We start from the raw sequence: 26,369 nt of genomic DNA, 5'->3' as shown, positions 1-26,369 counted from the left end.
AGGTCGCCGGCATTTTGTCACTCCTTGCTATGGAACACTTTTGGCAGCTGTTGGCATCTCGGCAACAAAATCAGGTAGCTCGATCTCCACGTGGCGGACCGATCCGTAACCTATTGGCTCGCACGGGTAGCCGAGATCGAACAAGACCTTGAGCATGAGATGGTTCTCGCCCAGAACGTCGGCCACAAACCGGCAGATTCCATGAGGACGAGCGATCTGGGCCAGACGTTTGAGCAAGGCCGTTCCCACGCCAACTGAATGATCTTCATGAGCGACGACTACCGCGATTTCAGCAACTTTCGGGTCGTTACCCACGACCTTGTAATGTGCGACACCGAGCAGCCGCTCACCGTCGAATGCGCCCAAGGCGTACTGCCCTGGTGCGGGCTCGGTCATCTTGCCAACGAGTTTGTCGAGATCAATTTGGTTCAGCGTGAAGAAGCGGAAGTACCGATCGAAGTCGCTGAGGTGTTGGTGGAGCGCCAAAGCGGCCGTGGTGTCGTCGGCGTTCAGGCGACGCAACGATATGAGCCGTCCGTCGAGTAGCTGCGCAGTAGCCGCGAATTCCACCAGTCGATCGACCATGGTTTTCACCTCGAACCCCTACTGCGCGGTCTGCTGCGGCCGCATCTATCAATATGCACCTGACGTTATTGGTGGCCGGCCAGGTCTGGCAGGGCCGTTAGGCTCCCGCCCGGCGGCATTAGTCCCGTACACCGGGCGCGAGTGCCTCAGCGTCGCTCGATAGAAGCGGGGTAACAGGTTTGGCGATCCGTGAGCCTGCGCCGTCGTCCCGTGAACTCCGTTGTCAGTGATCGATCAGCGGAGCGGTCCAGTGAACCCGGGTACCGCCCTCCGGTGGATTGGTGACCTCACACCGGCCGCCGACCTGTTCAGCGCGGTAGACCATATTGGCTAAGCCGCTGCGTCGCGGGTTGTCGATGGGCATGCCGCAGCCGTTATCAATAATGTCGACAGTCAACATGTCGGCAACGCTGACCTCGACCGTGAGTCGTGACGCACCGGAGTGGCGAACGGCGTTACTGATGGCTTCCGCGGCAACCGCTTCGGCGTGCTCGGCAAGTTCGCCGCCAACGGCGGTCATCGGCCCCCGCATGCGCACTGTGGTGACAATGTCGCGATTTTCGGTCAGGTCGGCAACAACTCGTTGAATCCGATTCCGGAAGCCGTCGCCATTTTCTGATGGAGATCTCAGCTGGAAAATGGTGGTGCGGATCTCCTCGATGATGGTTTGGAGATCATCTAGCGTGCGGTTCAGCCGGTCGGCAACCTCGGGCGAGCGTACCCGGGCAACCGTGCCCTGCAGATCCATGCCTGCGGCAAACAGCCTTTGGATGACATGGTCGTGCAAATCGTGCGCGATGCGCTCACGTTCGGCCACAAGCGTCAGCTGCCGCGCATGCTCGCGGCCCGACGCGAGCATGAGTGCTATCGCAGCGTGGGTGGCGAAATCACTCACCAGATCGAGGTAGCTGTCATCGAATGGCGGCCGGTCTGCGCTGCGGGCGACGGCGATCACTCCAGCGACTTCGTCGTTGGCCCGCAACGGCATCAAGATCGCGCTACGTTGCCCGACATCGGTGAACGCCTGAATCGGGTAGCTCAACGCCTCGGTGATCATCGGCATGCCAGAGCGGAAAACGCCGCCGCTGCTGGAGCTATCCACCGGGATCCGTTGGCCGATAACCTCGGAGGCATTCAGCCCCACAGCCGCCGACACAACCAGCGTGTCGATTTCGTCAACGGGTAGGTCAGCGTCGACCGGAACAAGCACAATGGCCTGTTCGGCTTCGGTTATCGCGCGCGCGCGTTCGGCGATCAAATGCAAAGGGGCCTGGTTCGGTTCGCCCACAGACAGTAGCGCGGTCGTGATTTCCCGGCTCGCGTCCATCCACTTCACGGAGGTCCGCTCGCGCTCGAATAGTTGCGCATTGTCAATAGCGACCGCGGCGGCCAGCGCCAAAGCGCGAGCGGCAACTTCGTCGGATTCAGAGAACAGCCGACCCGGCTCATCGTGAGTCAGATACAGGTTGCCGAATACCCTTCCCCGAATAGAGATCGGCACGCCAAGAAATGCCCGCATCGGAGGATGGTGCTCGGGGAACCCGACCGAAGCCGGGTGCTTGGTCAGATCCTCTAAACGCAACGCCGGCGTATCCAGGAGCGACAGACTGAGGACTCCTTTGCCAACCGGCAAGGGGCCGATTTGCCGCGCCGCGTCCGCATCGATTCCTTCGTGGACAAATGCGACCAGGACGCCGTCGGCATCACGTACCGCAAGTGCGCCGTACGGGGCAAAGGTCAATTTCCTGGCGGCGAGGACGATCCGACGCAGCGTTGCATCCAGATCGAGATCTGCACCGATCTCGAGGATCACGCGCAGCAACAGCTCCATTTGGTCGCGCGCCGCGAGCAACTCATCGAGTTGCTCGTGCATCCTGCTTACCAAACCGCGCTGGCCCAGTCCGGCAAAAGCCGAGCCGCTTTCGTCACTGGCCACCCGACCAGATACCTCCAGAACTTTGGCCCCGCGGCAACCTGCGCGTGTTGCGCATAGCGACAAGTCCGATGGTGAGCAACGCGAAGATGCCCGTCGCCAGCTTAGTCCCTGTTCGGCCGGACCCCAATAGCACAGAGGTCGGCGGCCCGGCACCGCTCGCCGGCGATGTCATCAGCAAACCCATCGCAGACGACGATGGCTGGTCAATCCCCCGTCGTTCCCGCCGCCGGCGGGTTGGATCGCCGGTCCAACTTCGTTGCAAACACCGCCGCTTGGGTGCGCCGCTCCATCCCAAGTTTGGCCAGCAAGCGCGATACGTAGTTCTTCACCGTTTTCTCGGCCAGGAACATCCGGGCGGCGATCTGGCGGTTGGTCAATCCCTCGCTGAGGAGCCCAAGCAGAGTTCGCTCACGCTCGGTCAGTCCAGACAAAGGGTCATTATGCTCCGCGGCGCCGCGAAGTTTTGTCATCAGCGCGGCGGCCGCCCGGTTATCCAGCAACGATTTGCCGGCACCGACGTCCTTGATCGCCTGCGCCAGCTCCATACCCCTGATGTCTTTGACGACGTAGCCGCTGGCGCCGGCCAAAATCGCCTCGAGCATCGCTTCATCGGACGTGAATGACGTCAACATCAGACACCGCAGCTCTGGGAGTTCGGACAACAGATCACGGCACAATTCGATTCCGTTGCCATCGGGAAGACGCACGTCAAGCACAGCGACGTCGGGATTCGATGCCGGTATTCTCACCATCGCTTCGGACACCGACCCCGCATCGCCAACAACCTCGAGCTCAGGGTCCGATGCGAGCAGATCGGCAAGGCCACGACGAACGACTTCATGGTCATCGACCAAGAAAACCCTAACCATTGCTAGTCCTTCCTGCTGACCCTTCGATGGCAACGATCATGCAAGCCCGATTCAATGTCCCATACCCTGCATAGTCGGCCAATTTCACAAATGTTGGTGATCGGCGATGAGCAGCGAACACTCGGCGCCCTGCAGTATGGAACTGCCGATCGGCCCGAAAAGTTCGTTGAGATGCTCATGGTTCCGAGCGCTGACGACCGCCAACTTCGGCGTTCGGCAGTTGTGAGCCAGGTAATCCAAAAAGTCGCCATGGATGACCGCCGCGTCGACTGCGAGGTTCGGATAGCGTCGCCTCCATCGAGCCAGCCGGCGATCCAGGTCAGCGCGTGCGCGCCGATCGCAGTCGCGCGCCTCTTCGTCATCGCCCAATGTCGTCTGCGCGCGCACTACTGCGTGCACGGTCGAGTTGCGTAGCTGCGCTTCCTCCATGGCAGCGCCCAGCAGCACACCGTTCTCGGCGGAATGGTCTATTTCGACGACAATCTCATGCGGAGGCTGTGCGGGGTGGTCATGTTGGCCGCGAATAATCGCCACGGGGCACCGCGCTGAAATCGCCAGAGCTGCAGCGGTGGAACCCATCCTGCCCGCTTGAAAGTGGCGTAGTCCGACCGCCCCCACACACACCATCGATGCTGATGCCGACGCGCGAATCAACGATCCGATTGGCGCCCCTTGGGCGATCTCGGTCTCGATCTTCACCGCAGGGCCCGTGCCTTCGATCGACGTGAGTACGCGCCGGATCGCGGTTTCCGCGGCGGCCAGCCTGCCGGCCATGGCATTCACTTCTGCGTCCTGGGCGTCAGAATGGTCAACCGCGTACAGGAGACGCAAGGGGACATCGCGGCTCACCGCTTCATCGACCGCCCAGAGCGCCGCGTGTATCGCCGCCTTCGAGCCGTCGATACCGACTACGACTGGCCGAGAGGTAGGTAGCTCGTTCATCGCAAGGCTTTCGGATTCGTAGATCGGTTGGCCGCCCCTTTGGAGGCCTGATCCCAGGCTATTGAGGCGCTACGGTTTAGGGAGGGGCCATTGGGCCCTACCTGGGCCGTCCTTGGTCCCAGATCTAGTTCGGTACCGATGACGCTTCAGCTGCAACGGGTTACGTCGGCCAGCCCTGGACATGCGTGAATTGCCGCGACCATCGCATCGCCCGCTCCAAACACCGCTCCCCGCACGCATCGGAACCGCGGAATATCGGTGGCCCGATCGCTATTGGTTACAAACCAGTCGGATACGTTTCCGGCGTTTCGCCGGCAATCCAGAGACTCGTGGGTTCCAGCGGTTCGAGCGCACGGGTCCTATCGATGTGGATCATCGCATCGAATTGGTCGGCCGGCCGGACATGGAAGTAGTGGCTTTGCCGTTCGGTGGCGGGCAGGTAGATCACTCCGATGGCGCGTCCCAATCGAACTACGCTGAGAGGTTCTGCGACTTCCGGACTTATGTCTGCCGATACCAGGAATGCGTTCCTGCCGGTCTCGTGCAGCAGTTCCTCGATACTGCCATTGAGCGCCGGGCGAACGGCCTTTCTTTCGGCAATACCGCCCCATTCGCTGGCCGCCGTCACCGTGCCGCCGTACGTGCTGAACCCGATGAGGCGCGACTGCTCGCCATACTGCTGGCGAACTAGTTGACCAAGTGTGAGCTGGCCGTCGGCTGCGACCTCGGTCGCCCGCGCGTCCCCAACATGAGAGTTATGTGCCCACACCACTATTCGTGCCGATGGCACCTCTTGGTGGCGGTCTAGATGTTTGAGCAGCGCGTCAAGTGTCTGCGCCATGTGCTTGTCGCGCAAGTTCCACGAGGTGACGCGGCCGCTGAACATCGCACGGTAGTAAATCTCGGCGTTGCGCACGGTTTGTGCATTTTGCTGCGTGTAGAACAATTCGTCTTCGGCGAGCAGTCCGTCCCGGCGCGCATAGGCCAACGCATTGCGTTGGATGTCAACCAGCTGCTCGATTGCCTGGTTTTCACACGAAGGCCCAGCACCGAAGGCCGCCGAAAAGCCGTACGCCTGAGCGTCGTCGGCCGAAGCGTGATCAAAGCACGAATAGCGCTCCCGCGCGCGCCCCGCCGCCTTCGGGTCGATTTCCTCGAGGTAGGTGATCACTTCGTGCATCGAACGGTGAAGGCTGTAGAGATCAAGCCCGTAGAAGCCGGCCTGCCGCTGACCGTTTGATTCCTGCCGTCGATTGCGTATGCGTAGCCAGTCGACGAAGTCACGAACGACGGTGTTGCGCCACATCCAAGCCGGAAACCGCTCAAATCCGCTCAACGCGTCATCGGCGGTCTCATCCGCGCCAAGCCCGCGGACGAAGCGATTCACTCGATACGCGTCGGGCCAGTCGGCCTCCGCGGCGACGGCGCAGAAACCCTTTTCGTCGATCAACCATTTCGTCATCGCGGCCCGAGCCTCGTAGAACTCGTGAGTCCCATGTGAGCTCTCGCCGATCAAGACGATCCGCGCGTCACCAATGAGCTGCTCCAGGGTCTCGGGCGGCGGGATACCGTCCGGGGCATCAATGGCCACGCTGCTAATCACCTCGGCCGGTGTTGGCATAGCGGGCCTGCTAATCGCGACCTCCGTCGTCGGCGTGGCCAGCAGCTGGCGAACCTCCTCGTCGGAGACTTGGCGGAAATCCCAGAACGACTCTCCGACAGCGAAAAATGGGGTAGGCATACTCGCGCACACGACGTCGTCGACCAACCCGGCGAATTCCCGGCAGGTGGATTCCGGCGCCGCCGGCACCGCGATCACGATATGCGCGGGCTCGGCTTCGCGTAACGCCTGCACCGCCGCGAACATGCTTGCGCCGGTGGCCAACCCGTCATCGACGAGGATGGCCGTCTTGCCGGTCACGTCGAGCGGTGGGCGTCCGCCGCGATACGCGGCCTCACGCCGAACCAGTTCCCGCCCCTCACGCTCGGCGACGGCGCGCAGTTCCTGGGGCGTAATGCGCAAGCCCCGCACCATGTCGTCGTTGACCACGACACGCCCCCCACTCGCCAACGCTCCGACCGCAAACTCCTCGTGACCGGGGGCACCGAGTTTGCGCACGATAAACGCATCAAGCGGGGCGTGCAGCGCGGCCGCCACCTCCCACGCGACAGGCATTCCACCCCTCGCCAGGCCCAGAACGATCACATCCCGTCGGCCGCGATAGGCGCTGAGGAGGGTTGCCAACACTCGGCCGGCCTCGCGGCGATCGCGGAACACGCGTCGCGGCGAATGCTGGGTGACATCAGCTGATCTGGTCATTCGCGCACCATATTCATTGTCAGATTCATTGTCAGTTATCGGAGTTGCTTCATTCGACCAAGTGGCCGCGTCCGCCGAAAGAGACCGAAGTCCTCGGCTTGGGAGTCGTTCGTCTGCTCTCTCATCTCACGACACTCATCGAGCTGGCTGTTGCATTTCGCCGATGTAGGCCATGACACGGTCGAGCACAAGGTCATATGCATCGCCGTTTTCGGTGATACGGGACAATCCCCGGCGATTAAGAAAGCCGTCCAGGCGTCGATCCAACGGCCAGTCGGCATATGTATCGTCGGCATAGGCCGAGTCCATGAATTCCGAGGCGAGCACGTTTGCCTCAGAGTCAATAGGTAGCAGCGGAGAAGCCATTTCACTCTTCCCCGTGTGCGCGGACTGCACTGACAGGTTGGCTAGAGCGACACCACCACCGAAACGGCCACAGCGAACTAACGATGATGAACGCTTGATCACAGTTCACCTGGTTGCGTTCAGGAATCCTCAGACGAGTGCCGCGTCTGCTGGACCGAGGGTGCTGCCAATCCCATCCGGGTTGGCGGTCGCCACCCGCCTTAGCATCAGGCCGCGATGATCGCCCTTCGGCGGGAGCCTGCACCACTCTGTACTCGCCCAGCGTAGAAGGCATTTCACTTCCCTTTGTTCGCATACTGCTCTGGATGCGTCGTCAGCGTGTCTCGATCTTTTCGGCAGTGGCGGCTAGCGCATAGGGCCTGAAGTCCCCCATTGATCTATGGTTCTCGCCGCAGCGGGTCAGGACGCGGCTGCCGTCAGCTGCCCGGCCGTTCCACGCCAACGACGAGCAGCGAGAAATCGCTGTCACGCAGGGCCAGCGCGCCACGGTTGCTAAGCAGCTCGCGAAGTTCGCCGGTTTGGGCGGAGCCGACCACGGCCAGCTCGATAGACGCAGCATGCTCGACGAGATAGTCGAGGAGAGACCCTTCCAAACGAACGGTGTCGATCTCGACCTCGGGATAGGTTTCCATGCAACGCTTCATATGAGAATCCCCCCTTACGGGATCCCGATCCTGAAACTCACTGGACGGCGATTCGGCGGCCGTCAAAAGCCGCAATGGAGCGCATCTATGCCGGGCTTCGTGCAGCGCCATCTGCAGAACGTCAACGCCATCTGGCGAATCGTCGGCAAGGGCCACTATCCAGCCATGGCCCGCCACGCCCGTATCGCGGCGGTCTCCTCGGATGATCGCTACCGAACAATGGCCAGATTCCGCCAATTGCTTGGCAGTCGAGCCCAACCAGACGTCCGCGTGCTGCGCGGCTCCCGTGTCCCCGACACATAACAATGTCGTGGAACGGGACGCAGCGATCAACGCCGCCACCGGCTGCCCGTCGACGATTTCCGTCTCGACCTTCACCGGCTTGCCCATTTCGTCAATGGCGCTGCACGCCTTGTGTACAACCTTCTCCGCTGCAACTAGCGCCGCTATTGCTTCGTCCGTGCTAGCACCCGGGTTTGCGTTTCTGACATAGAGCAGACGCACAGGAGTGTCGGTGCCAGCCACCTCGTCAACAGCCCACCGGGCGGCGCGAATCGCCGCTTGCGATCCGTCGACACCGACGACGACCGACTTCGGTGGATACCTGTCGAACATCATGGACTCCCGGCGACGAAGGGCAGTGAGAAGAGCTATGCAGAACGGTACGGAGGACGCCGGTGGCTGATCAGAGGCCTTAGTCCCCGCCCCTAGGTCCCTTGTTCCCCTCGCGGGGGCGGGCCCCGAGGGTGGTGCAGGCCCTCTCGGCGCGAACTTCGGGACTTCGGACCCTATCCGCGAGCCGGAAGAATCGATCGAATCAGTAGCGTGCGTTGACAACCACTCATCGAAAAGGACGCGCAGCTCGCACGCGGCCGCGGGTAGCGCACCGCGAGAACCACTGCGCTGCGGTCTCATTCGGGCATTGCACTTGATCTGTGCCAGGAAAGACCTTAGGAGAAACGGTGAAGGTCCTCGATAACGTTCGGGTATTCAACAAACATGTGCTCAATCCGCTGATGCTGGGGTTGGCCGGGCGAAAGTACTGGTATGCCTCGGTAATTGAGCACACTGGGCGCCGTTCCGGCAAGCACTATGCGACGCCGATCGCCACAGAACACATATCGGACGGCTTCATCATTCCCCTCCCCTACGGGGTCGGCGTCGACTGGCTGCGAAACGTCCTGGCCGACGGGCACGCGACCATCCGGGCTCACGGCCAGAGCTATCGCGTGCAGCAACCGGAGATCATCTCCGCAGAAGCGGCGGCCCCGCAGCTACGGCCTGAGCGTCGGCGCCTCTATGACCTGTTCGGGGTGAAAGATTATCTCGAAGTGAAGTCTGAGTCGGCCTAAACCATCAGCGTCGGAAGCGATTTAGCACATGCGGGTTAGGTGCTACGTTCCGTTGGCCTTCCTCAGATGTGCGATTTCATTGCCCCACACCGACTGGGCGCCGGCATCACCGATGCGGTAAATCTGAATCATCGTCGAAACTCCAACGGCCAGGGCCACAATCGCCACAATGATTCTAGTGAGCGATCCGGACTTCTGAGTTCGACCTTCAGTAAAGCGCAGCGCCACAAGTGCAATCGCGACGACGAGCAGCGCAAGAGAAAAATAGATCATTGTGTCGCCCCGCTCGGCGTGTTCGCGCAGGATTGGATCAGGGTTGCGCCTTAAGTCGTACAGCCATCCACCGGCGTTTGTGGTGATTGGCGTCAACACCGTGACGACGATGGCGAGGATCAGCGTGAGCCACACGAGGTGTCCCCGCCGAACGGTGGACCAGAGCGCGCAAGCGATCTCAAGCAGAGCAGTTAGTGGTGCAAGTACCACGATAAAGTGCACAAGCAGGGCGTGGGCCGGCAGGCCGTTGACAACATTCATGGGACTCCCTGGCATGGCGGCAAGGTGCGGCGATCGCGATCATAACGCTGCCGACGGCCGAAACGGTGGAGTTGCATATGCCGCTCCAACTGCGACTTTGGTGAGGCTCTGCTTGCTGGCGAGACGCGCGGGAGTGCGGTTGGCTTTATGGCGTGGTTGATGATCAGGGACGCGAAACGGAGTCGGCGCCGTCGACTGCCGAACAAGTGAACGCGGCGACGTCCGGGGAACGGAGCCATCCGGCCGAGCCACACAGTGCGGGCGCATCGGCACGGTTGAACTGGTTGCGAGCGGGGGTACTGGGCGCCAACGATGGCATCGTCTCGGTGGCCGGCATCGTGGTCGGTGTTGCTGGAGCCACCGCACAGCGTGGCCCGATTTTCACCGCCGGGCTGGCCGGTCTGGTAGCCGGCGCGGTGTCCATGGCATTGGGTGAATACATCTCGGTGTCCAGCCAACGCGACAGCGAGCAGGCCATGCTGACCAAAGAACGCCATGAACTACGCCAGATGCCCGACACCGAGCTGGCCGAGCTGACCGCCATCTTTGAGGCCAAGGGTGTCTCGCCGCAGACCGCAGCTCAGGTGGCCGAGGAGTTAACCGCCCACGATGCGTTCGCGGCCCATGTCGATGCCGAGCTCAAGATCGATCCCGAGGACCTGGCCAATCCCTGGCAAGCCGCGGCAGCTTCGGCCGCCGCGTTCATCACTGGAGCGTTGCTTCCGCTGCTGTCGATTCTGTTGCCACCAGCCGCGTGGCGGGTACCGGTGACGTTCGCCGCCGTCCTGATTGCGTTAGGTCTGGCGGGGGCACTCAGTGCCCGCATGGGCGGCAGCAACGTGCGTCGGGCCGTGCTGCGTGTGGTGATCGGTGGCGCCGCGGGGCTTGCATTCACCTACGGGGTCGGGCACCTCTTCGGCACGGCACTGAGCTGACACCAATGCCGGCGATGCGCGCAAGACAAAGCCCAGTGCCGCACACGTCGCGCGTCAGCCGGCACATCTGGTAAGCCGGGCGATGGATTGAATCCCGTTGTACTGCAGCACTCCTCGGCGAAGAACAGCTGCCCGCCCTGATGGAGCTTAGCGACAGATCTCCAGCACTTCGCTCAACGGTCGCCGCGGCGTCGGTTCGGGGGCCAACTCACCCTCAGGCTCAATCCCAACCCGAATCAAAACCTGAGGTACCGCTGCGGGACCGCTGGTGAGATCTCTGATTATCTCCCGGCTGGCTTCCAACTCCGTGACGTGCGTTACCGGGCAGGTTGCCAGTCCGACCATCGTGCACTCCAGCAGGATCGCCGAAAGGACCTCGCCGCAACTAAGGAAATCGGCGCGCGTGTCCGTAATGGTGGACAGCACCAGGACTTTGGCTTCATCGTAGGTACCGGCTGAACTCCGCTCATCGAATGGATCGATGGGGAATCGACGGTTCACGTCGACTCTGCGGTTGTCGGACTCCGACACCAGCGCACTACTGGGTATTCCTTCGAATCCTCTTGATGGTGAAGTCCACCAATGCAATTCACTGTGATAGTGATCGTCGTAGCGGCGCAGGGCTTCGGTGAGCCGAGCCGCTTGCGCCAACCGCGGCCGCGCGTCGTCGGCCAGCACGTCAAGGATGACCGAGTCATTGTCGAATGAGCTGCGCAATACGGGCTCGAACGACGCCCAGCGCTTCGGCGCACGGAACGGCAGTCGGCTGGTCCGGCGACGCAATATCGCGTCGGCACGACCGCGCCGGGCCGGCGCGACGTAGTCGACCGAGGCGAAGTCGGTTGAGGCAAGGTGGTCAAGATTGTTCGGGTTGGGAAACCGTTCGACGTTGGTGTCCCAACCACCAGCGGCCATCGCGATTCGAAAGTGATCAAGGGCTGCACCACAGCTGATGAGCGCTTCGCGACCTGACGGGTCCGTCGAGGTCACTGTTCGCTCTGGGTCAACGAAGAGATCGACGTTCGAGCTGCTGGCAACCCACCGCCAAGGCTGGCTGTTGTGCAACGAGGGCGCGCGACAGGCCAGCTCGATTGCCGTCGTCATCTCCTTGACGTCCGCCATCATTTCGGTCATCGTTCCCAACCTTCCGCGTGCATGGCACGATCCTCTGGCGGACGGACAACTTGACGCCAGAGTCCTTTGTCCCCAGCGTTGGGTCGTTGGACCTCGTGCGGCAGTCCGGGCTCGGTTCGTTGGCGAAATGACGATCGAGTTGTCGACGACGGTTGGCGCTGGCTGTTCTTGGCGACGCTTGACCCTGCTGACCGGGACGTATGACTCTAGTCACCAATACAGTTGTCTTCTAACGTCAATCGCGAACCGTGAACTCCGCGAAGGGTTATGACTCATGCAGGCGACACCGGACGCCGACGTCCTCAAGAATGCGGTGCTACTGGCGTGCCGTGCCCCGTCCGTGCACAACAGCCAGCCCTGGCGGTGGGTGGCCGAGGACGGCGTTCTGCGACTGTTCGCCGATCGTCACCGGACAGTTCCGGGCACGGACCATTCGGGCAGAGAAGCAATCATCAGTTGCGGCACAGCGCTCGATCATCTTCGTGTCGCCATGCTGGCCGCGGGCTGGCACTCGAAAATCGAGCGGTTTCCCGACTCGGACGACCCTGAGCTACTGGCATCGATTGAATTCGGCCGCGTCGATCACGTCACCGATACTCAACGAAGCCGCGCCGAAGCGATTCTGCAACGCAGAACCGATCGGCTGCCGCTGGGGCGGCCAACATATTGGGATTTCTTCGAGCCCGTCCTTCGCGGCACGATCGATGACAACCTGGTGACACTTGACGTGCTCTCCGATGACGCGCGCCCGCTGCTCGTCGACGCCGCAGAGCTTGCCGAAGAGGTTCGCCGCGACGATTTGTCGTATCACCTCGAATTAGATTGGTGGACTTCGCCGTTCGTAGTGAGCGAGGGCGTTCCTCCGAGCGCATTGGCGTCCGACAAGGAAGACCGCCGCGTCGACGTCGGACGTCGGTTTCCGGTCAGAAGCCATATGAATCGGCGTCCCGAGGTCGCGGTGGACTGGTCAAAGATCCTTGTGTTGTCTACCCCGGAAGACACCAAAGCGGACGCCCTGAGGTGCGGCGAAGTGCTGTCGGCAGTGTTGCTGGAATGCACCATGGCCGGCATGGCGACCTGCACACTGACCCATCTGATCGAAGTTGATGAGAGCCGCGATATCGTGCGCGGCCTGATCGAACAGAGCGGCTGGCCGCAGGTACTGATCCGCGCCGGGATTGCGCCGCCTATGGAAGACCTTCCCGCGCCCACACCCCGGAGTCCGTTGGCGGACGTATTTCAGATCCGCTAGATACCGCAACGCGGAGGGGCCAGCCCGGACGGAAGGCCCGCTCGACGGTCGAGCAACTTTGGTCCACGCAAGTCAGGACTTTCGCCACCCGCAATTGCTCGATGTTCTCCGATAGCCTCATCGCTATGACAGATCAAATCCAAAGCGATGACGGGGGCACCGTCCTGCCGGTGCACGAATGTTGGGATCTGCTGGCAGGTGTGACACTGGGGCGGCTGGTCACCAGCGTGGACGGCCAGCCGGAGATCTTCCCGGTGAACTACGCCGTTCAGCGCCGATCGATCCTGTTTTGCACCGCAGAGGGCACCAAGTTGGTCAGCACCGCGATAAACAATCACGTCGTGTTCGAGGTCGATGACCACAATGTCGCGGAGGGCTGGAGTGTGATCGTGAAGGGCACTGCACGCTCGCTTCGTAGCAACGAGGAGATCGAGGAAGCCGAGCGCGCCCAGGTATTGCCGTGGACGACTTCTGAGAAGTCGCATTATGTGCGGGTGATTCCTGAGACGGTTACCGGCCGCCGGTTCCAATTCGGCCCGCCACGAATGGAGAAGTCCGTTCACGCCTGATGGCTACGTAGCGCCGCGGTGAGCCGACCGCAGGTGGCGCGGGCGCGGCATGAACTCCAACGACAACAACACGATTAGCGCCCCGGGAATATGGTGGGCACATAACACCACGTAGCGGCGCTCGGCCAGCGAGTGAAACTTACGCAGGTAACGGTAAAGGGACTCCAGCCGGATCAGCGGGTCCAGCAGATGAGTCAACCGATACGCGACGCGCTGCAACGCACCCCGACGGTCGGTGTCGAAAATCTCCGGGAACGCCGCGAAGGCCAACGAAACGCGCAGGGCATCATGACTTTTCGCATCAGCAATCATGTCGACGCTAAGTCGCTCGTCAACGCCGTTGGCGGCTCCTGGCCGGCGGAATGGCACATCGAGGCTGACTTCTGATCCTCGTTCGGCGGTTGCGTATCGGTGAAAGGCCACAACACACCCGCAACGATCACGTGCGATAGCCAATTTGACGCCCGGGTAACGGCCCGTCAGGACCCCGTCAAGACTCATGCAAAATCCGCGTTCGGTGCGTGCGGCACGGTGCGCTGCGTGTAACACCTCAGTCAGTTCGGCGATAAGCGCGCTGTCCAGCTCTTGCTCGTCTACGATCTCAGTCGTGATGCCGCAGTTGTGGCTGCGCTGCACTGCTTGGCGAAGGTTTCGAAATCTGCGCCCCTGCAAGGTGAAGTGGCGGACATCGACGACGACATCGCGCCCGATCGGCACCGCGAGCATCGGCTGCCCGACCGTCTCATCGCTCCACAATCCCAAGTACCGCTGGCCACAAGCTAATACGATGATCTGCCAGCCCCGGCCGCGGCACATGCGGACGAAATCGGCAACCACAGCCGGGAATTGGGCGGCATCGCCGATCGGGTCGCCGCTGACGACGGCGAATCCAAGCCGGGTGCGGTAAGCGATTGCCGCCGTTTTGTCGGAATTGAAGTGATAACTCTTGGTCGAATGCATGGCAAACGGCGCCAACGGGTCCGCGCGTGTGACGTTGACCAGCGCCCATATCCGCTCCAGCATCTCCGGTTGTGGTTGCGCCTTGGTAGGCCACATGAGCACGAGCCCACTGCTGGCGGCCAGAATGTTGCCGAATAATCCGTATGACAAGAAGTGTGCCCCCACCCCCGCGCACACCGCCGCTGCGGCGGTCAACGCATGTCCGGTGGTCACCGGCCGACCCAGGACGATGCCGCGCGAGATCAGGGCCAGCGCGGCAAGTAACGCGACTGACCATCCGAACCGGCCTGGAGCGACTCGCTCGTAGCCAAGGAAATCGCGCACGATCAACACCGCCAACCAGCCCAAGACGCACATCAGCACCAGCGTGCTGATCAAGCGAATTGCCGGGATGTCAACTCGGACCAAGACCCGTTCGCGACCCCGTTCCGTGGTAGCCTCGCCGCTGCCCTGGCTAATCTTCACGGCGCGCTCGCCCGGTTGGCGGTATCCGCGGCCGCCGAGAGGCACCAAACTGGTCAGACACGCGTCAGCCCTTTCTGGTTAAGCTCGCCGCTTCCCGACACCGATTCCTAGTCTTCAGCAATCCAACCGCGTGCTTTACCGGCTTCAGCTTCGGGAAACGTCCGGTACTAGCTTCTGGTCCTCCCAGACTGCTCCCGGATCGAAACCCGCTAAGTCAGTGGCGATCTCAATATAGATGCGCAGCTTCTTGTGCCGACGCAGCCGATCTTCAAAGTCGGGTATCAGCACCTCGTCGTAATCGGCCTTCGTCACGTGCTCGTGCAATGCGAACGCAGTGACGTTATCGGGAAAGCCTTGCAGTAGCTCAATCATGAACTCCTCCTTGAGACGGATCCGCTCTCTCGCAGCATCATCGTCTCCTCCGTGTAAGGGCCCGTTCTAGAGGCCAAAGTCACCGTGGGCCAACCGGGACCAGTTCCGGCAACCACGCTCAGTGGCCCCGGCCCCCGAACGTCCCGAATACTTGGGCCTTCTGTCACTCGCGAAGGGCTTCACTCACGTGCTCAGATGTGCATATGGGATGTAGGCGTCTCATCACGACATTGCCTGATGGTTGCAATGTCATGAATGGAGCTGCGACAGATGGATACGTCAGAACAACAGCAGGTCCGGACACGTACCTTCGCTCGCGTGCTCGGCCCGTTCTTCGTCATCATCGCGGCCACGACGGTGGCCCGGGTATCGGACATGCGAGCACTGCTTTCGGACTTCGAGGCCAACGCCGCGTGGCCATGGGTGACGGGCGCCTTTCTGCTATTGGCGTCTCTTGTCATCGTTGCGCTGCACCAGTATTGGCGCGGCGCGGCGGCGGTTACCATCTCTGTGGTGGGCTGGGTCTTGGCACTCCGCGCGCTGTTTCTCATGGCTTTTCCGCATGCGTTCATGGCGGCGGCCGACGCCGCGATCCGTGTCAGTGCCTTGTGGGTGAGCGTCGACGTCTTCATCGGACTCGTTGGGCTGTATCTAAGCTACGTCGGTTGGAGGCCGGCGCCGGGTCAACCAGTGGCTCCGACGGATACATCAACTCCTGACCTCCCGTGCGCCGGGTAACGGACGATGCCCGATGAAGTCCGCCGATACGCCAACGGGTGGAGGTTGACATGTCGTCTAACGCATCTTTGGGAATCGTCGTCGGAGTCGACGAATCACCGGCCGCGAAGCTGGCCGGGCAGTGGGCGGCACGAGACGCGGAGCTACGCAAAATCTCACTAACGCTCGTGCACGCAATCTCGCCTGAGATCGCGACATTTCCGCATGTGCGGTTACCCGCGGGCCTGGCGCGCTGGCAGCGTGATCGCGGCCGCCAACTCGTCGACACCGCATTCAAACTGGTTGAAGAAGCGTCGCAGCGTGGCGGTTCCACTGAGATCCACAGCGAAATCCTTTCTTCGGCAGCGGTTCCCACGTTGGTCGACTTGTCCAGAAACGCACAGTTGGTGGTCACCGGTTGTCACGGAAATGGGCGGTGGCCGGGTCGGCCCATGGGCTCAGTGAGTTCCGGACTACTGCGTTACGCGCATTGTCCGGTCGCGATCGTGCACGACGAGGACCCAGTGGCATCCCATCCGAGTCAAGCGCCGGTTTTGCCGGCATTGATGGCTCGTCGGCATCGGAGTTGGCTACCGCGACCGCATTCGAGGAGGCTTCACGCCGGAATGTGGGGCTGGTCGCCGTGCACGCATGGAGCGATGCCGATGTCTCGGAGTTTCCGGGCATCGACTGGGCTGCAACCGAATCGATCGCGGAAGAGATCGTAGCTGAGCGCTTAGCCGGCTGGCAGGAACGATATCCCGATGTGCCGGTACATCGTAACGTTGTGTGCGATAACCCGGCACGCCAGCTCGTTCAACGCTCCGAAGGAGCCCAGCTCTCGGGCTCGGTCAGCGAAACCGTTGCCCAGATGGCGCGGGTTCCGGTAATCGTGGCGCGCGAGTCAGCGTAGATATCTCATTGGTATTGGCGCTTACCCGCGGACCACCAGCACTGAGCATTCAGGGTGGTGGAAGAGCGGATGCCCGGCAGGCCCGACCAGCTGCGCCACCTGATCGGCCTCGGCGCCACTGATAACCGCAAGCAGAACTCGCTCGTGGTTGGTCTGCAGGAAACTGGCGATAGCGGACTTGGTCGTAATCGGATAGACGCGTATCTCGGGATGACGCTGCTGCCAATCCTGGACCCGATGTTCGAACGCGCCGTCGGCATGCTCGGTGAGTTCCTCGGGTCGGCCTCCAAGGACGAGCATCGGCGCCCCGCGCAATTTCGCCTCCCACGCCGCGTATTTGACGACGCCATCGTTGCCGGGTGTGTCGGTCATCCGCACCGCGATCCAATTGATGTCGGGCGGCGGCTGGTCGGAATCCGTCCGCAGCACCGCGACCGGGCAATGCGCCAGCTCGGCGAGTTCGGTTGCTGTCGAACCCAAGACGGAGCGGGCATAGCGCCCGATCCCGACGGAGCCGACGCAGATCATCTCGGCATCGCGGGATGCCTCCACAAGCACCGGGCCGGCCGGCCCACGTAGGATCTCGGTTTCGACCTTGACGAGCTTTCGTGTGGCCTCAACCGCGAATTGCGCTTCTCGAAGCGAATTCTCGGCATACTCGAGATCCCGCGCATACTCGTCCGGTGACGGATGCGTCTTCTTGATAACCGAGACGAGACGCAGCGGCACACCGTTGCCGATGGCCTCATCGACACCCCACAACGCGGCCGCGATCGCGGCCTGCGAACCATCGATTCCCACAATGATCGGTTTCATCGTCCGCGCTCCTGTTCAGAGATTGCTCGAACCAACTGTTGGGCTGTTCGCATCGTGACGAAGCGCGGTCGGCCGTCCCGGCCCCGCCCCCGGCTGGGCGAGCCGATAGACATCGATCAACCGCGCAAGATCGCTTGGTGTGACGATGCCGACCACTAGGCCGCCATCGATGACCAGGGCACGGCTACCGTGACCGGCCGCTGATAGCCGGTCAATCAGCGCACCAAGCGGCTCGAGTGGGGTCGCGGTCGGCACGCTAGGTAGCGGTAGGGCAATCTCACGCACGCTAGTCGTGGTGCGTCGGTTGGGCGCAAGTTCGCGCAGCTGCCGCAGCGTGACCAAACCCATGGTCGAACCGTCCCGCTCGGCAACCGGGTATGCCGAGTGACGATCGCCTAGCACGTAGCGCTGGATGAAATCCTCCACTGTTAGCCAGCCAGGGGCGCTATGCGGGTTAGCGGTCATAGCATCCGCGACCCGCAGTCCGGCAAGGGCCTGCCGAGTGGTTACCTGCATTTCTTCCTCGCGAGCGGCAGTGAAGATAAACCAGCCGATGAACGCCAACCAGACGCCACCGATAAGGCCGCCCGCCAGAAACTCGGCCAACCCCAACGTGATCAGGATGATGGCAACCACTCGCCCGGCATGCGCCGCGCCCACCGCGGCGCGCACGCTATCGCCGTGGCGGTGCCACAGATAGGCCCGCACCACCCGGCCGCCGTCCAACGGGGCACCGGGTAGCAGATTGAACATGCCCAGCACCAAGTTGATTGTGGCCAACCACCAGGTAACACTGACCGCGATGGCCGCGGCGTGGACGGAGGCTAATCCCATTGCTAGCCCGGCGAATGCCGCAGAAAGCCCAAGGCTGGTGGCTGGGCCCGCGAATGCGATCCGGAAGGCCGCCTTCGGTGTTTTCGCCTCGCCCTGCAGAGTCGTCACACCCCCGAATAGCCATAACGTCACATCCCCCACGCTGACCCCCATACGACGGGCGACGACGGCGTGTGCGAGTTCGTGTGCCGTCAGCGATGCCAGCAACACCACCGCGCCACACGCACCGGCCAGCCAATACGCTAGGTGCGAATACCCTTTGACGGTGCTGGGCAACGTGCTCGCCAGGCTCCACGTGAATAACCACAGGATCACTATCACGCTCCAGTGAACCTTTACCGGGAACCCGGCAATTCGTCCGAGCGGAATGGCGTCACGCACCTTCGACCTCCGACAATTGTTGGTGCACAACATCTTTAACAGATGTCAAGACGGGCCTCCGTTGCGTCGAAGACAGCCGCTCGACCCGATGCTTGAGTTCGATCAGAGATCGTCGCGTCGTCAACGCGACCAACGGCCTGGCCAGCTCCACGGCAAGCACTTCGCCTGGGCGGCGCAAGCCGATCCGTACACGCACCAGTAGCCGGACACGGTCCTCCCAATGCGGAAGGAGATGGATCGACAACACCGCGTCCCAGAGCAGACTTGGTCGCGTGGCCCTGAGCACGATGTACTGTTCGGGCTCGATCTCGGCGATGCACATCCTCAGCCCGTTCTTGAGCCCCGGCCAGCCGCTAGGAGCCAGCCGCATAACATCCCCCGGCTCAAGATGTTGCAATTCTCGACCGATGCGCTCGGCGCCCTCCTGGTCCTGACCCATCTGCGTCAATAAGGCCCAGACTGTTGATTGCGGCGAGTCGATGTAAATCGCTTCGGTGGTCTGAACGACGGGATCACCGATCAGTGCGTCGCCGGGCAACCGCAGCAAGCACTCTTCCTTGGTCGTGCCCCAATTGCGGTAGTACTGTCGCGCGGCATAGAGCACCGCAACGAGCGCCACCGTCCGCTCTATCGTTGCTGTTACGTTTGCCATCTCGCCAGTCTGCGTCTGCGCTGGACGGCTTACCAGGGCCAATAGTCCTCGGCGAGCACACCAATATGCTCTGCACACCATGCCGGCAGATATTGCCGCCAGGTCTGCAAAGGCCCTTCGCTGCAAGGAGTCTCAGCATACGGGGCCGAGGCGGCCCGGGAGATCGTTTAACTCAGCGTCGCGGCGTGGACAAGCTTCTCGTCGAGTTGACCATTGGGCTGGGTGGACCTCGAAGCGTTCGACTCTCGGTTCAGGAAGCCGGTGAGTTCTCCGATCGCGCTCATCAATGGGGCAGGGAACACGACGGTGGTGTTTTTCTCGACACCGAGTTCTGCCAGGGTCTGCAGGTTTCTCAGCTGCAAGGCCAGCGGGTGCTGCATCATGGTGTCGGACGCATCGCCGAGAGCTGCGGCCGCACGCGCTTCCCCCTCTGCAGCAATGATTTTGGCTCTCTTCTCTCGCTCTGCTTCGGCCTCGCGGGCCATTGCACGTTTCATACTGTCCGGAAGCTGGATGTCCTTGAGCTCGACCAAGGTAACCTCCACGCCCCAATCCACGGTGGTGGTATCGAGGATCTGGCGGATGCTGCCGTTGATCTTCTCGGTCTGGGCGAGCACTTCATCGAGGGAATGTTGCCCGACAACGTTGCGCAGGGTGGTCTGTGCGATTTGATTGATGGCGGAATTGACGTTCTCGATGACGACGACGGATTTGCGCGCATCGACAACGCGGAAGTAGGCAGCGATGTCCACGCTGACGTTGTCACGGGTGATGATGCCCTGCGACTGAATGGGCATGGTCACGATGCGCATCGAAACCCGCCACAGATGGTCGATGAGCGGAATGATCAATCGCAGCCCGGGTTCGCGAACCCCAATGACTCGGCCAAGCCGAAAGTGCACACCGCGCTCATACTGCTCCACCACCCTGATTGAGGCAATCGTCAACAGCACCACCACGACAAACCCGGAAACCAACAGAATTATCGCACCCTGGCTCACGACGACCACCTCAATCCGTTACGCCGGCAGCGTTGCAGCAGCAACGCGCGTGCCAACAACGCTAGAGCCACCAGCGTCATCATTCAGCGGCCAAAAGTCCTCGCCCACAACGCCGAAGGGCCCCTCTTTCGTGGCGCAGCGTCGCAGCGAGCATTCGACGCCGCCGATTCAGGACCTACGATGAGGCGAGGAAGGACTTTAGGCACTCGTGCCAGCGACGGGGAGTCCATAGCGTTTGGTATGGCATCAATTGCCTTCGGCTGCAACACGATTTGCAGTGATACACAGAAGATTTGAGGAGACTGACAATGACACAGACACCGGAAAAGACGGAGTCACGCTGGGCCGAACTGTCTGACGAGGTGCTCGAATCGGTCGAAGCAAGCCGTAAGCAGGCCATCGACGCCGTCCGCAAGTTCGTCGATCAGGTCCACGGTGAGGTCCCTGATGAGTCGCGGCGCAAGAACGTCATCGACGCCGCCCTGGACTTAACCGAGGAACTGGTTAGCGGGCGTATCGAGTTCTTACGCAGCGTAGTGCGAAGCGCCGGCGAGGCAGTGGGCGGCAAACAGCCGTAACGCCTCGGTCATCCAAGGCCGATGGCCGAACGGTTGTCCGCGGACACCGTTCGGCCATCGGTCATTTGTCAATCGAACGCACGGATCACCTGGCGGGCTACCTGCTGGATGAGTCGGCGCGTGTCGTGATCGAGGGGTAGGTCATCGGGGGCAGGGATCTCCCCCCTCGTAACGACCACTCCGGGTTCCTCCTGCTCCCAGTGGGCGTTGACCTTGTCGCCCAATGCGCGCGCGGGCGGGTTGTCGGAAAGCACCCGGCCGTGAAACCGCTCGATGCCGTCGATGCGCGCAGCGACCGCTAGCGCACCGAGTAGCAGTGTTCCTATCCCGCGGCCCTGGTAGGCGTCCGCCACGGTGAGCGCGACCTCCGCCGAGGCGAGGTCGCTTTTATCCCGGATGAAGCGTGCGTCGGCGATGACCGGCCCGTCCACGCCGTCGGTAACGACCCAGACGAAGTGGTCGACGTAATCGACCTCGAACAGGTACGCCAACCGTGCCTCGGTCGGAGCACTACCCTGGTATCGCCGGTACAGCGTCTCGCGCGAGAAGGCTCCGTTGCTCTTGAACCGCACGGCATCACCGGGCAGGACTGGACGCAGCATTAGCCGTGCACCGTCATTGGCCGATACCGGTATCGGGGCGATGTATGCGGCCAACCGCTGCCGCGCGGTACGGACCATCCGGTCCGCGACGACCGGCATGGCCAGCATGCACTCGAAGGCGCCGTCGTATCCGACGTAGCCGCGCACGTCATCTTTCGCGACCACCGTCGCCGTTCTCGATGCGTTTCGCAGCAAAGCAATTTCACCGACAATCGTCCCTGGCGACAACTGGGTCACCGCAATCTGCCCATCCATGCCGACATGCCTGATCTCGACTCGACCCGACGCGATAATCGCAAACGACACCGCTCGCTCACCCTGCCGCATCAGGACCTCGCCGGCGGCCGTATGCAGGGGCACCAGGTTGTCAGCCAATGCCGCAAGGTCCGCACTGGGGATATCGGCGAACATGTGCAGCGCCGCAAGGTCCGCCGTGTTGACGGCGCTCACAACAGGCCGCTTGGCGACCCGGCCGAGTGCCTCATGCGCACCGCTCCACTGCCAACCGCCGACGGTGATCCGTTGGTACAGCGGTCATCTCGATAACTCCGGCGCAAGGCCAAAGCATTCCGGTAGTCGGGCTCTTGGCCTTCCTAAAGAGACGTTTTCCGATCTCCGCGTGACTTTTGTCACTATCCCAACCTACCGGATCGCAGCAAGATCAAGGGTGAGATACGACGCCAACGGTATTCAGTTCGGCAGCAATGGATTAGGCACATGAAAACATCACTCACCTCATTGGAGAGGCCCGACTTCACTAAAATCGAGAATCGCGCGCCGTCGGTGGCACGGATGTTCCTCGACCGCGTTGCCGCCACCCCGTATACGGAAGCTTTTCGTTATCCACACGACCACGGCTGGGAGAGCGTGACCTGGCAGCAGGTCGCCGAACGCGTGCACCACATCGCCGCCGGGCTGATCTCACTGGAAATCGCCCCGGAGGATCGGGTCGCGCTCGCATCGTCGACGCGCTATGAGTGGGTACTCGCGGATTTCGCCGTGATGTGCGCCGGCGCCGCGACCACCACGGTGTACCCGACGACCATGGCCGCCGATGCCGCGTACATCGTGTCCAATTCCGGAAGCCGGGTGGCGATCGCCGAGGATCAAAACCAGCTCGACAAGCTGCTAGAGCACCGTGCCGATCTGCCCGATGTGAGGAAGGTCGTCATGATCGACGGCAACGGCGACGGAGACTGGGTGATATCCCTTTGCGAGCTGGAGCAGTTGGGTAAGCAACTACTCGCCGACTCGCCGAGCGCCGTCGAGGATAGGGTCGCTACCGTCGGCCCGGACCAACTCGCCAGCCTCATCTACACCTCCGGCACCACCGGGCGGCCGAAGGGCGTGCGGCTGACCCACGGAGCGTGGACGTACACCGCCGCGGCGATTGACGCGCTCGACATCCTCGGCCCCGAAGACCTGAACTTCCTGTGGCTGCCGCTGGCACACGCATTCGGCAAAGTGATGCTGGCACTGCCGCTGCAGATCGGCTTTCCCACCGCTATCGACGGCCGCGTCGACAGGATTGTCGACAACCTGGCGGCCCTGCGTCCCACCATCATGGGTGCAGCACCGCGCATTTTCGAAAAGGCACACGCCCGCATCGAGGGAATGGTGGCCGAGCAGGGCAGGCTCAAGAAAACGTTGTTCGACTTGGCAATCGGGATCGGCGTGCGCGTGTCAGAAGCCCGGCAAGCCGGAAAGAACCCTTCGTTGGCGTCGTTGCTGGCCTACAAGCTCGCCGACCGGCTGGTGTTCTCCACCATTCGCGAGCGCTTCGGTGGCCGGTTGCGGTTCTTCGTCTCGGCGGCCGCCGCCCTGGACCGTAACGTCGCGCAATGGTTCGACGCCGTCGGCATCATCATCCTTGAGGGCTACGGCCTGACCGAGACTGCTGCCGCATCATTTATCAACCGCCCCAACGCATACAGATTCGGAACGGTCGGCTGGCCGTTCCCCGCCACCGAGGCAAAGATTGCCGACGACGGCGAGATCTTGATCCGGGGACCTGGTTTGATGACCGCCTACCACGATCTGCCGGACGCCACCGCCGAGGCACTCGACGAGGACGGTTGGTTCCACACCGGCGACGTCGGAGAGATTGACTCCGACGGCTATCTGCGGATCACCGACCGCAAGAAGGACATATTCAAGACCTCGCAGGGTAAGTACGCAGCGCCATCGGCGATCGACGCGAAATTCAGGGGCCTCTGTCCTTATGTGAGCGAGCTTCTCGTCTACGGGGAGGCAAAGCCCTACTGCGTGGCGCTGGTCAGCCTTGACAGCGAGGCGATCGTCGATTGGGCCGGTCAGCATGGTTTGGCGGGCATGTCGTTCACCGAAGTAGCGCGCGATGAGAAGACGCAGGATCTGATCGCCGACTACATCGATGCCTTGAATATGAAACTGAATCGCTGGGAACAGATCAAGAGATTCACGATCATCGACCGCGAACTCTCCGTCGAAGCCGGCGACCTGACACCGAGCATGAAACTTCGCCGGAAGGTAGTCATCGAAAAGTTCGCGGACCGGCTCTCCGCTCTCTACGAACAGTGAGATCGGCTGTCGGCATCGAAAGCCGCATACCCGCCAGCATGTCAGTAAATTCGCGAAGTTCACGGAAGTCATAAATTTTCGGGACTTCCGTCCCTATCGCGGGCGGTGTTTAAACGATCGGATAGCCCTCATGGGATCTGAAAACCTCAAAGCTGACCGCGAGGTCGTCATCTCGGCCAACAGACGCTCAGCAGAGCCGCCACCGTAAGCCCTCACAATAAATTCAAGCCCCCGGTTTTGGTTTCGACCACACACCAAAGGAATTCAGCATGGGCGTTGCACTATTGGCGAACTTGGCAGCCGAGTTCGAAGATGCGGTCGCGTGCACTCGAGAAGCCCTTGTCGAACACGGGTTTGGCGTGCTTACCGAGATCGACATGAAAGCAACACTCCAGGCCAAGCTCGGCGTCGAGATGGACGATTACCTGATCCTGGGTGCTTGTAATCCTGCCTTGGCGTACCGAGCAATCACCGTGGACCTAGAGATCGGGCTGCTCCTCCCATGCAACGTGGTGGTACGCGCCGACCCCGACAACCCGGGCACGGTGATCGTTCAGGCAATGGATCCGGGTATCTTGCTCGAGGTAACCGGAGAGCCAGCCCTTATCGCGATCGCTGATGAAGTCACCGCACTGCTAAGTGCCGCGATCGGCTCACTGGACGCCGGTGGAGTCAAACGCCAGTTCCCGTCTCAATAACCGTTGCGATGACCGCGTGACGTTCACGCGCCCCCTCGGCGTACAGGCGATCACGCACCCCGTAGGTGATGCCAGCCGCCACACGGGGCAAGCGGAATAGCCAACAGAGTCCTTGGGCCGGTGCAACCGTACCGCTCGCGGGGTTGGCGGTCTGCAGCCCGGGTGAAAGCCCTTGGAATTCAGTTCTATTCGCCGACGCTTTCTTCGCGATCCGCCATCCACTCGACGAATTCGGAGAGTTCGCGTCGCGGTGTCGACGGCAATGGGTCCGCGTTGATCGGCGCCCAACCAACCCGCAACAGCATCTGCGGATAGTTGCTACTCCCGAAGATTTCGGAGTGCACGGCCTCGCGTGTTTCGGCGACCTCCAGCGGTTCGGTGACCGGGCAACTCGCCAAACCCATCGATGTGGCGGTGAGGAGCACGATGCTAGTGGCCTCACCGGCGCGTAACTGGGCCAACTTGTCATCGTCACGAGTTCCCAACGCAAGCACGACGGCGTTGTCCTCGGCAGGCGACGAGCCCGATGGCATCGCCAGCGCCGGACCGGCAAAGAGCCGACTCGGAATCTTCGCCCTTGGGTCGGATTTTGGTGTATTGCGCGCCGGCACACCGGCCACCGAGGCATAGCGTCCGCTCCACTCGGTGAGCTCGACAAGATAGTCATGAGTCATGTGATCCCAAACTGATTGAGTCACAATCTTATGCAACTTATCGGTATCTTCGACTTCGCACAGCGTTACGCCGTTTCGAGCAGCTCGCGCGGCCATCACACCGATATCGCCTATCGGTACCGGCCAGGCACTGTAGTGGCGCCGGTCGGTCCGCCGCCGCGGGATCGCCGCGGCCAGCGCTATATCGACGGGATCAGCGGTCGAGCGTGACAATTCGATCGCCGCAAGGTGTGTGGGGTCAGCGGGATTTGGGAGGCGGTTCACCTTCGCTCGCCATCCAACCGCTGCGAAAGCAACCACGCAATGATTGAGCGCCGCACCACAACTCAAGATCAAGTCTCGGCCATCGGGATCGATGTTGGGCAGCTGCCGCTCCGCGTCGGAGTAGAGGTGCAGGCTCTGCGCACCCACCAGCCACCGCCACGGTTGAGTGTTATGGACGGAGGGAGCTCGAGACGCCAGAGCCAACACCGTCCGGATTGTGCCCGCGTCGGGAAAGTGCACGTTCATGGCTATCGTCCCTTCGGTAAACCTTGATATGTCAACGATCGTGAAATTGCGTCGGCCGCGCGAGAGTACGACGTCCTCAGTCCAAAAGGACTTTGTGCCACGACCGGCGAGGGTAGGAACGGTTTACTCCCGGCAAGCTACGCGGCAGCTGCGATGAACACATCAACAGATAATCGGTCGCCCACGGCGTAGGCTGCCG

At 61.8% G+C, this 26,369-nt stretch carries 25 protein-coding genes and 1 pseudogene; 9 read left to right on the top strand and 17 right to left on the bottom strand.

Going from position 1 to position 26,369, the window contains the following annotated elements:
- Positions 1-27: 27 nt before the first annotated feature.
- The 7 genes from LMQ14_RS12270 to LMQ14_RS12240 form a co-directional block, all read right to left on the bottom strand.
- A complete protein-coding gene (locus LMQ14_RS12270) occupies positions 28-585 on the bottom strand; it encodes a GNAT family N-acetyltransferase (protein WP_267734975.1) in 558 nt (185 codons plus the stop codon).
- Between the two features lie 223 nt (positions 586-808).
- Positions 809-2,458, bottom strand: coding sequence for a GAF domain-containing sensor histidine kinase (locus LMQ14_RS12265; protein ID WP_267735479.1), 1,650 nt, complete (start codon positions 2,456-2,458; stop codon positions 809-811).
- A 266-nt stretch (positions 2,459-2,724) separates the two neighbouring features.
- Complete coding sequence (dosR, locus tag LMQ14_RS12260) at positions 2,725-3,390, bottom strand: hypoxia response regulator transcription factor DosR/DevR (RefSeq protein WP_267735478.1); 666 nt, start codon at positions 3,388-3,390, stop codon at positions 2,725-2,727.
- Between the two features lie 84 nt (positions 3,391-3,474).
- Complete coding sequence (locus LMQ14_RS12255; RefSeq protein ID WP_267734974.1) at positions 3,475-4,332, bottom strand: universal stress protein; 858 nt, start codon at positions 4,330-4,332, stop codon at positions 3,475-3,477.
- Positions 4,333-4,609: 277 nt separating this feature from the next.
- Positions 4,610-6,652, bottom strand: a complete 2,043-nt coding sequence (locus LMQ14_RS12250; protein ID WP_267734973.1) for an erythromycin esterase family protein — start codon at positions 6,650-6,652, stop codon at positions 4,610-4,612.
- A gap of 135 nt (positions 6,653-6,787) precedes the next feature.
- Entirely contained in the window at positions 6,788-7,018 is a 231-nt protein-coding gene (locus LMQ14_RS12245) for a hypothetical protein (RefSeq protein ID WP_267734972.1), read from the bottom strand.
- 416 nt (positions 7,019-7,434) lie between these two features.
- A complete protein-coding gene (locus LMQ14_RS12240) occupies positions 7,435-8,280 on the bottom strand; it encodes a universal stress protein (RefSeq protein WP_267734971.1) in 846 nt (281 codons plus the stop codon).
- 344 nt (positions 8,281-8,624) lie between these two features.
- On the opposite strand from LMQ14_RS12240, the gene LMQ14_RS12235 reads away from it, so the two are divergent.
- The gene (locus tag LMQ14_RS12235; protein ID WP_324291118.1) at positions 8,625-9,014 is read left to right on the top strand and encodes a nitroreductase; all 390 of its coding nucleotides are present in this window, start codon (positions 8,625-8,627) and stop codon (positions 9,012-9,014) included.
- A gap of 42 nt (positions 9,015-9,056) precedes the next feature.
- On the opposite strand, the gene LMQ14_RS12230 is transcribed toward LMQ14_RS12235, so the two are convergent.
- Positions 9,057-9,548 (bottom strand): DUF2231 domain-containing protein, encoded by a 492-nt coding sequence (locus tag LMQ14_RS12230; protein WP_267734970.1) that lies wholly within the window; start codon positions 9,546-9,548, stop codon positions 9,057-9,059.
- A 206-nt stretch (positions 9,549-9,754) separates the two neighbouring features.
- Here LMQ14_RS12230 and LMQ14_RS12225 point away from each other — a divergent pair, with 206 nt between their 5' ends.
- A complete protein-coding gene (locus LMQ14_RS12225) occupies positions 9,755-10,483 on the top strand; it encodes a VIT1/CCC1 transporter family protein (RefSeq protein WP_267735476.1) in 729 nt (242 codons plus the stop codon).
- A gap of 147 nt (positions 10,484-10,630) precedes the next feature.
- Here LMQ14_RS12225 and LMQ14_RS12220 read toward each other — a convergent pair whose 3' ends face one another.
- Positions 10,631-11,617 carry an Acg family FMN-binding oxidoreductase gene (locus LMQ14_RS12220; protein ID WP_267734969.1) on the bottom strand — a complete coding sequence of 329 codons (987 nt, stop codon included), beginning with the start codon at positions 11,615-11,617 and terminating at the stop codon, positions 10,631-10,633.
- Between the two features lie 274 nt (positions 11,618-11,891).
- On the opposite strand from LMQ14_RS12220, the gene LMQ14_RS12215 reads away from it, so the two are divergent.
- Together LMQ14_RS12215 and LMQ14_RS12210 are read left to right on the top strand one after the other, a co-directional pair.
- Positions 11,892-12,869, top strand: a complete 978-nt coding sequence (locus LMQ14_RS12215) for an Acg family FMN-binding oxidoreductase (RefSeq protein ID WP_267734968.1) — start codon at positions 11,892-11,894, stop codon at positions 12,867-12,869.
- A gap of 125 nt (positions 12,870-12,994) precedes the next feature.
- Positions 12,995-13,438, top strand: a complete 444-nt coding sequence (locus LMQ14_RS12210) for a pyridoxamine 5'-phosphate oxidase family protein (RefSeq protein WP_267734967.1) — start codon at positions 12,995-12,997, stop codon at positions 13,436-13,438.
- 3 nt (positions 13,439-13,441) lie between these two features.
- Here LMQ14_RS12210 and LMQ14_RS12205 read toward each other — a convergent pair whose 3' ends face one another.
- Both LMQ14_RS12205 and LMQ14_RS12200 read right to left on the bottom strand, forming a co-directional pair.
- Entirely contained in the window at positions 13,442-14,863 is a 1,422-nt protein-coding gene (locus tag LMQ14_RS12205) for a bifunctional lysylphosphatidylglycerol flippase/synthetase MprF (RefSeq protein ID WP_267734966.1), read from the bottom strand.
- A 144-nt stretch (positions 14,864-15,007) separates the two neighbouring features.
- Entirely contained in the window at positions 15,008-15,235 is a 228-nt protein-coding gene (locus tag LMQ14_RS12200; protein WP_267734965.1) for an STAS/SEC14 domain-containing protein, read from the bottom strand.
- A 270-nt stretch (positions 15,236-15,505) separates the two neighbouring features.
- Here LMQ14_RS12200 and LMQ14_RS12195 point away from each other — a divergent pair, with 270 nt between their 5' ends.
- The gene (locus LMQ14_RS12195; protein WP_267734964.1) at positions 15,506-15,973 is read left to right on the top strand and encodes a hypothetical protein; all 468 of its coding nucleotides are present in this window, start codon (positions 15,506-15,508) and stop codon (positions 15,971-15,973) included.
- A gap of 50 nt (positions 15,974-16,023) precedes the next feature.
- Positions 16,024-16,865 (top strand): annotated as a pseudogene (locus LMQ14_RS12190) (universal stress protein).
- A 21-nt stretch (positions 16,866-16,886) separates the two neighbouring features.
- On the opposite strand, the gene LMQ14_RS12185 reads toward LMQ14_RS12190, so the two are convergent.
- The 4 genes from LMQ14_RS12185 to LMQ14_RS12170 all read right to left on the bottom strand — a co-directional run bounded on the left by LMQ14_RS12185 (position 16,887) and on the right by LMQ14_RS12170 (position 20,534).
- Positions 16,887-17,681 carry a universal stress protein gene (locus tag LMQ14_RS12185; protein ID WP_267734963.1) on the bottom strand — a complete coding sequence of 265 codons (795 nt, stop codon included), beginning with the start codon at positions 17,679-17,681 and terminating at the stop codon, positions 16,887-16,889.
- A 15-nt stretch (positions 17,682-17,696) separates the two neighbouring features.
- Positions 17,697-18,896: a site-2 protease family protein gene (locus tag LMQ14_RS12180; RefSeq protein WP_267734962.1), complete on the bottom strand. Its 1,200-nt coding sequence runs from the start codon at positions 18,894-18,896 to the stop codon at positions 17,697-17,699.
- On the bottom strand, positions 18,889-19,590 hold the full coding sequence (locus LMQ14_RS12175) for an SRPBCC family protein (RefSeq protein ID WP_324291117.1): 702 nt from the start codon (positions 19,588-19,590) through the stop codon (positions 18,889-18,891). The genes LMQ14_RS12180 and LMQ14_RS12175 overlap by 8 nt, the downstream gene beginning before the upstream one ends.
- Positions 19,591-19,715: 125 nt before the next feature.
- Positions 19,716-20,534 (bottom strand): SPFH domain-containing protein, encoded by an 819-nt coding sequence (locus LMQ14_RS12170; RefSeq protein ID WP_420714679.1) that lies wholly within the window; start codon positions 20,532-20,534, stop codon positions 19,716-19,718.
- A 323-nt stretch (positions 20,535-20,857) separates the two neighbouring features.
- Between LMQ14_RS12170 and LMQ14_RS12165 the strand changes: the two genes are divergently transcribed.
- On the top strand, positions 20,858-21,127 hold the full coding sequence (locus LMQ14_RS12165) for a hypothetical protein (protein WP_267734960.1): 270 nt from the start codon (positions 20,858-20,860) through the stop codon (positions 21,125-21,127).
- A gap of 68 nt (positions 21,128-21,195) precedes the next feature.
- Here the strand turns inward: LMQ14_RS12165 and LMQ14_RS12160 are convergent, their stop codons facing one another.
- Positions 21,196-22,140 (bottom strand): GNAT family N-acetyltransferase, encoded by a 945-nt coding sequence (locus LMQ14_RS12160; protein ID WP_267735474.1) that lies wholly within the window; start codon positions 22,138-22,140, stop codon positions 21,196-21,198.
- A gap of 306 nt (positions 22,141-22,446) precedes the next feature.
- Between LMQ14_RS12160 and LMQ14_RS12155 the strand changes: the two genes are divergently transcribed.
- Complete coding sequence (locus LMQ14_RS12155) at positions 22,447-24,288, top strand: AMP-dependent synthetase/ligase (protein WP_267734959.1); 1,842 nt, start codon at positions 22,447-22,449, stop codon at positions 24,286-24,288.
- A gap of 269 nt (positions 24,289-24,557) precedes the next feature.
- Positions 24,558-24,986 carry a DUF302 domain-containing protein gene (locus LMQ14_RS12150; protein ID WP_267734958.1) on the top strand — a complete coding sequence of 143 codons (429 nt, stop codon included), beginning with the start codon at positions 24,558-24,560 and terminating at the stop codon, positions 24,984-24,986.
- A gap of 185 nt (positions 24,987-25,171) precedes the next feature.
- Here LMQ14_RS12150 and LMQ14_RS12145 read toward each other — a convergent pair whose 3' ends face one another.
- Positions 25,172-26,170 (bottom strand): Acg family FMN-binding oxidoreductase, encoded by a 999-nt coding sequence (locus LMQ14_RS12145; RefSeq protein WP_267734957.1) that lies wholly within the window; start codon positions 26,168-26,170, stop codon positions 25,172-25,174.
- Positions 26,171-26,369: the final 199 nt, after the last annotated feature.

Origin of the sequence: Mycobacterium sp. Aquia_213, from assembly GCF_026625985.1 — a bacterium.
Classification (GTDB): domain Bacteria; phylum Actinomycetota; class Actinomycetes; order Mycobacteriales; family Mycobacteriaceae; genus Mycobacterium.
This window is presented reverse-complemented; position numbering and strand designations above follow the sequence as displayed.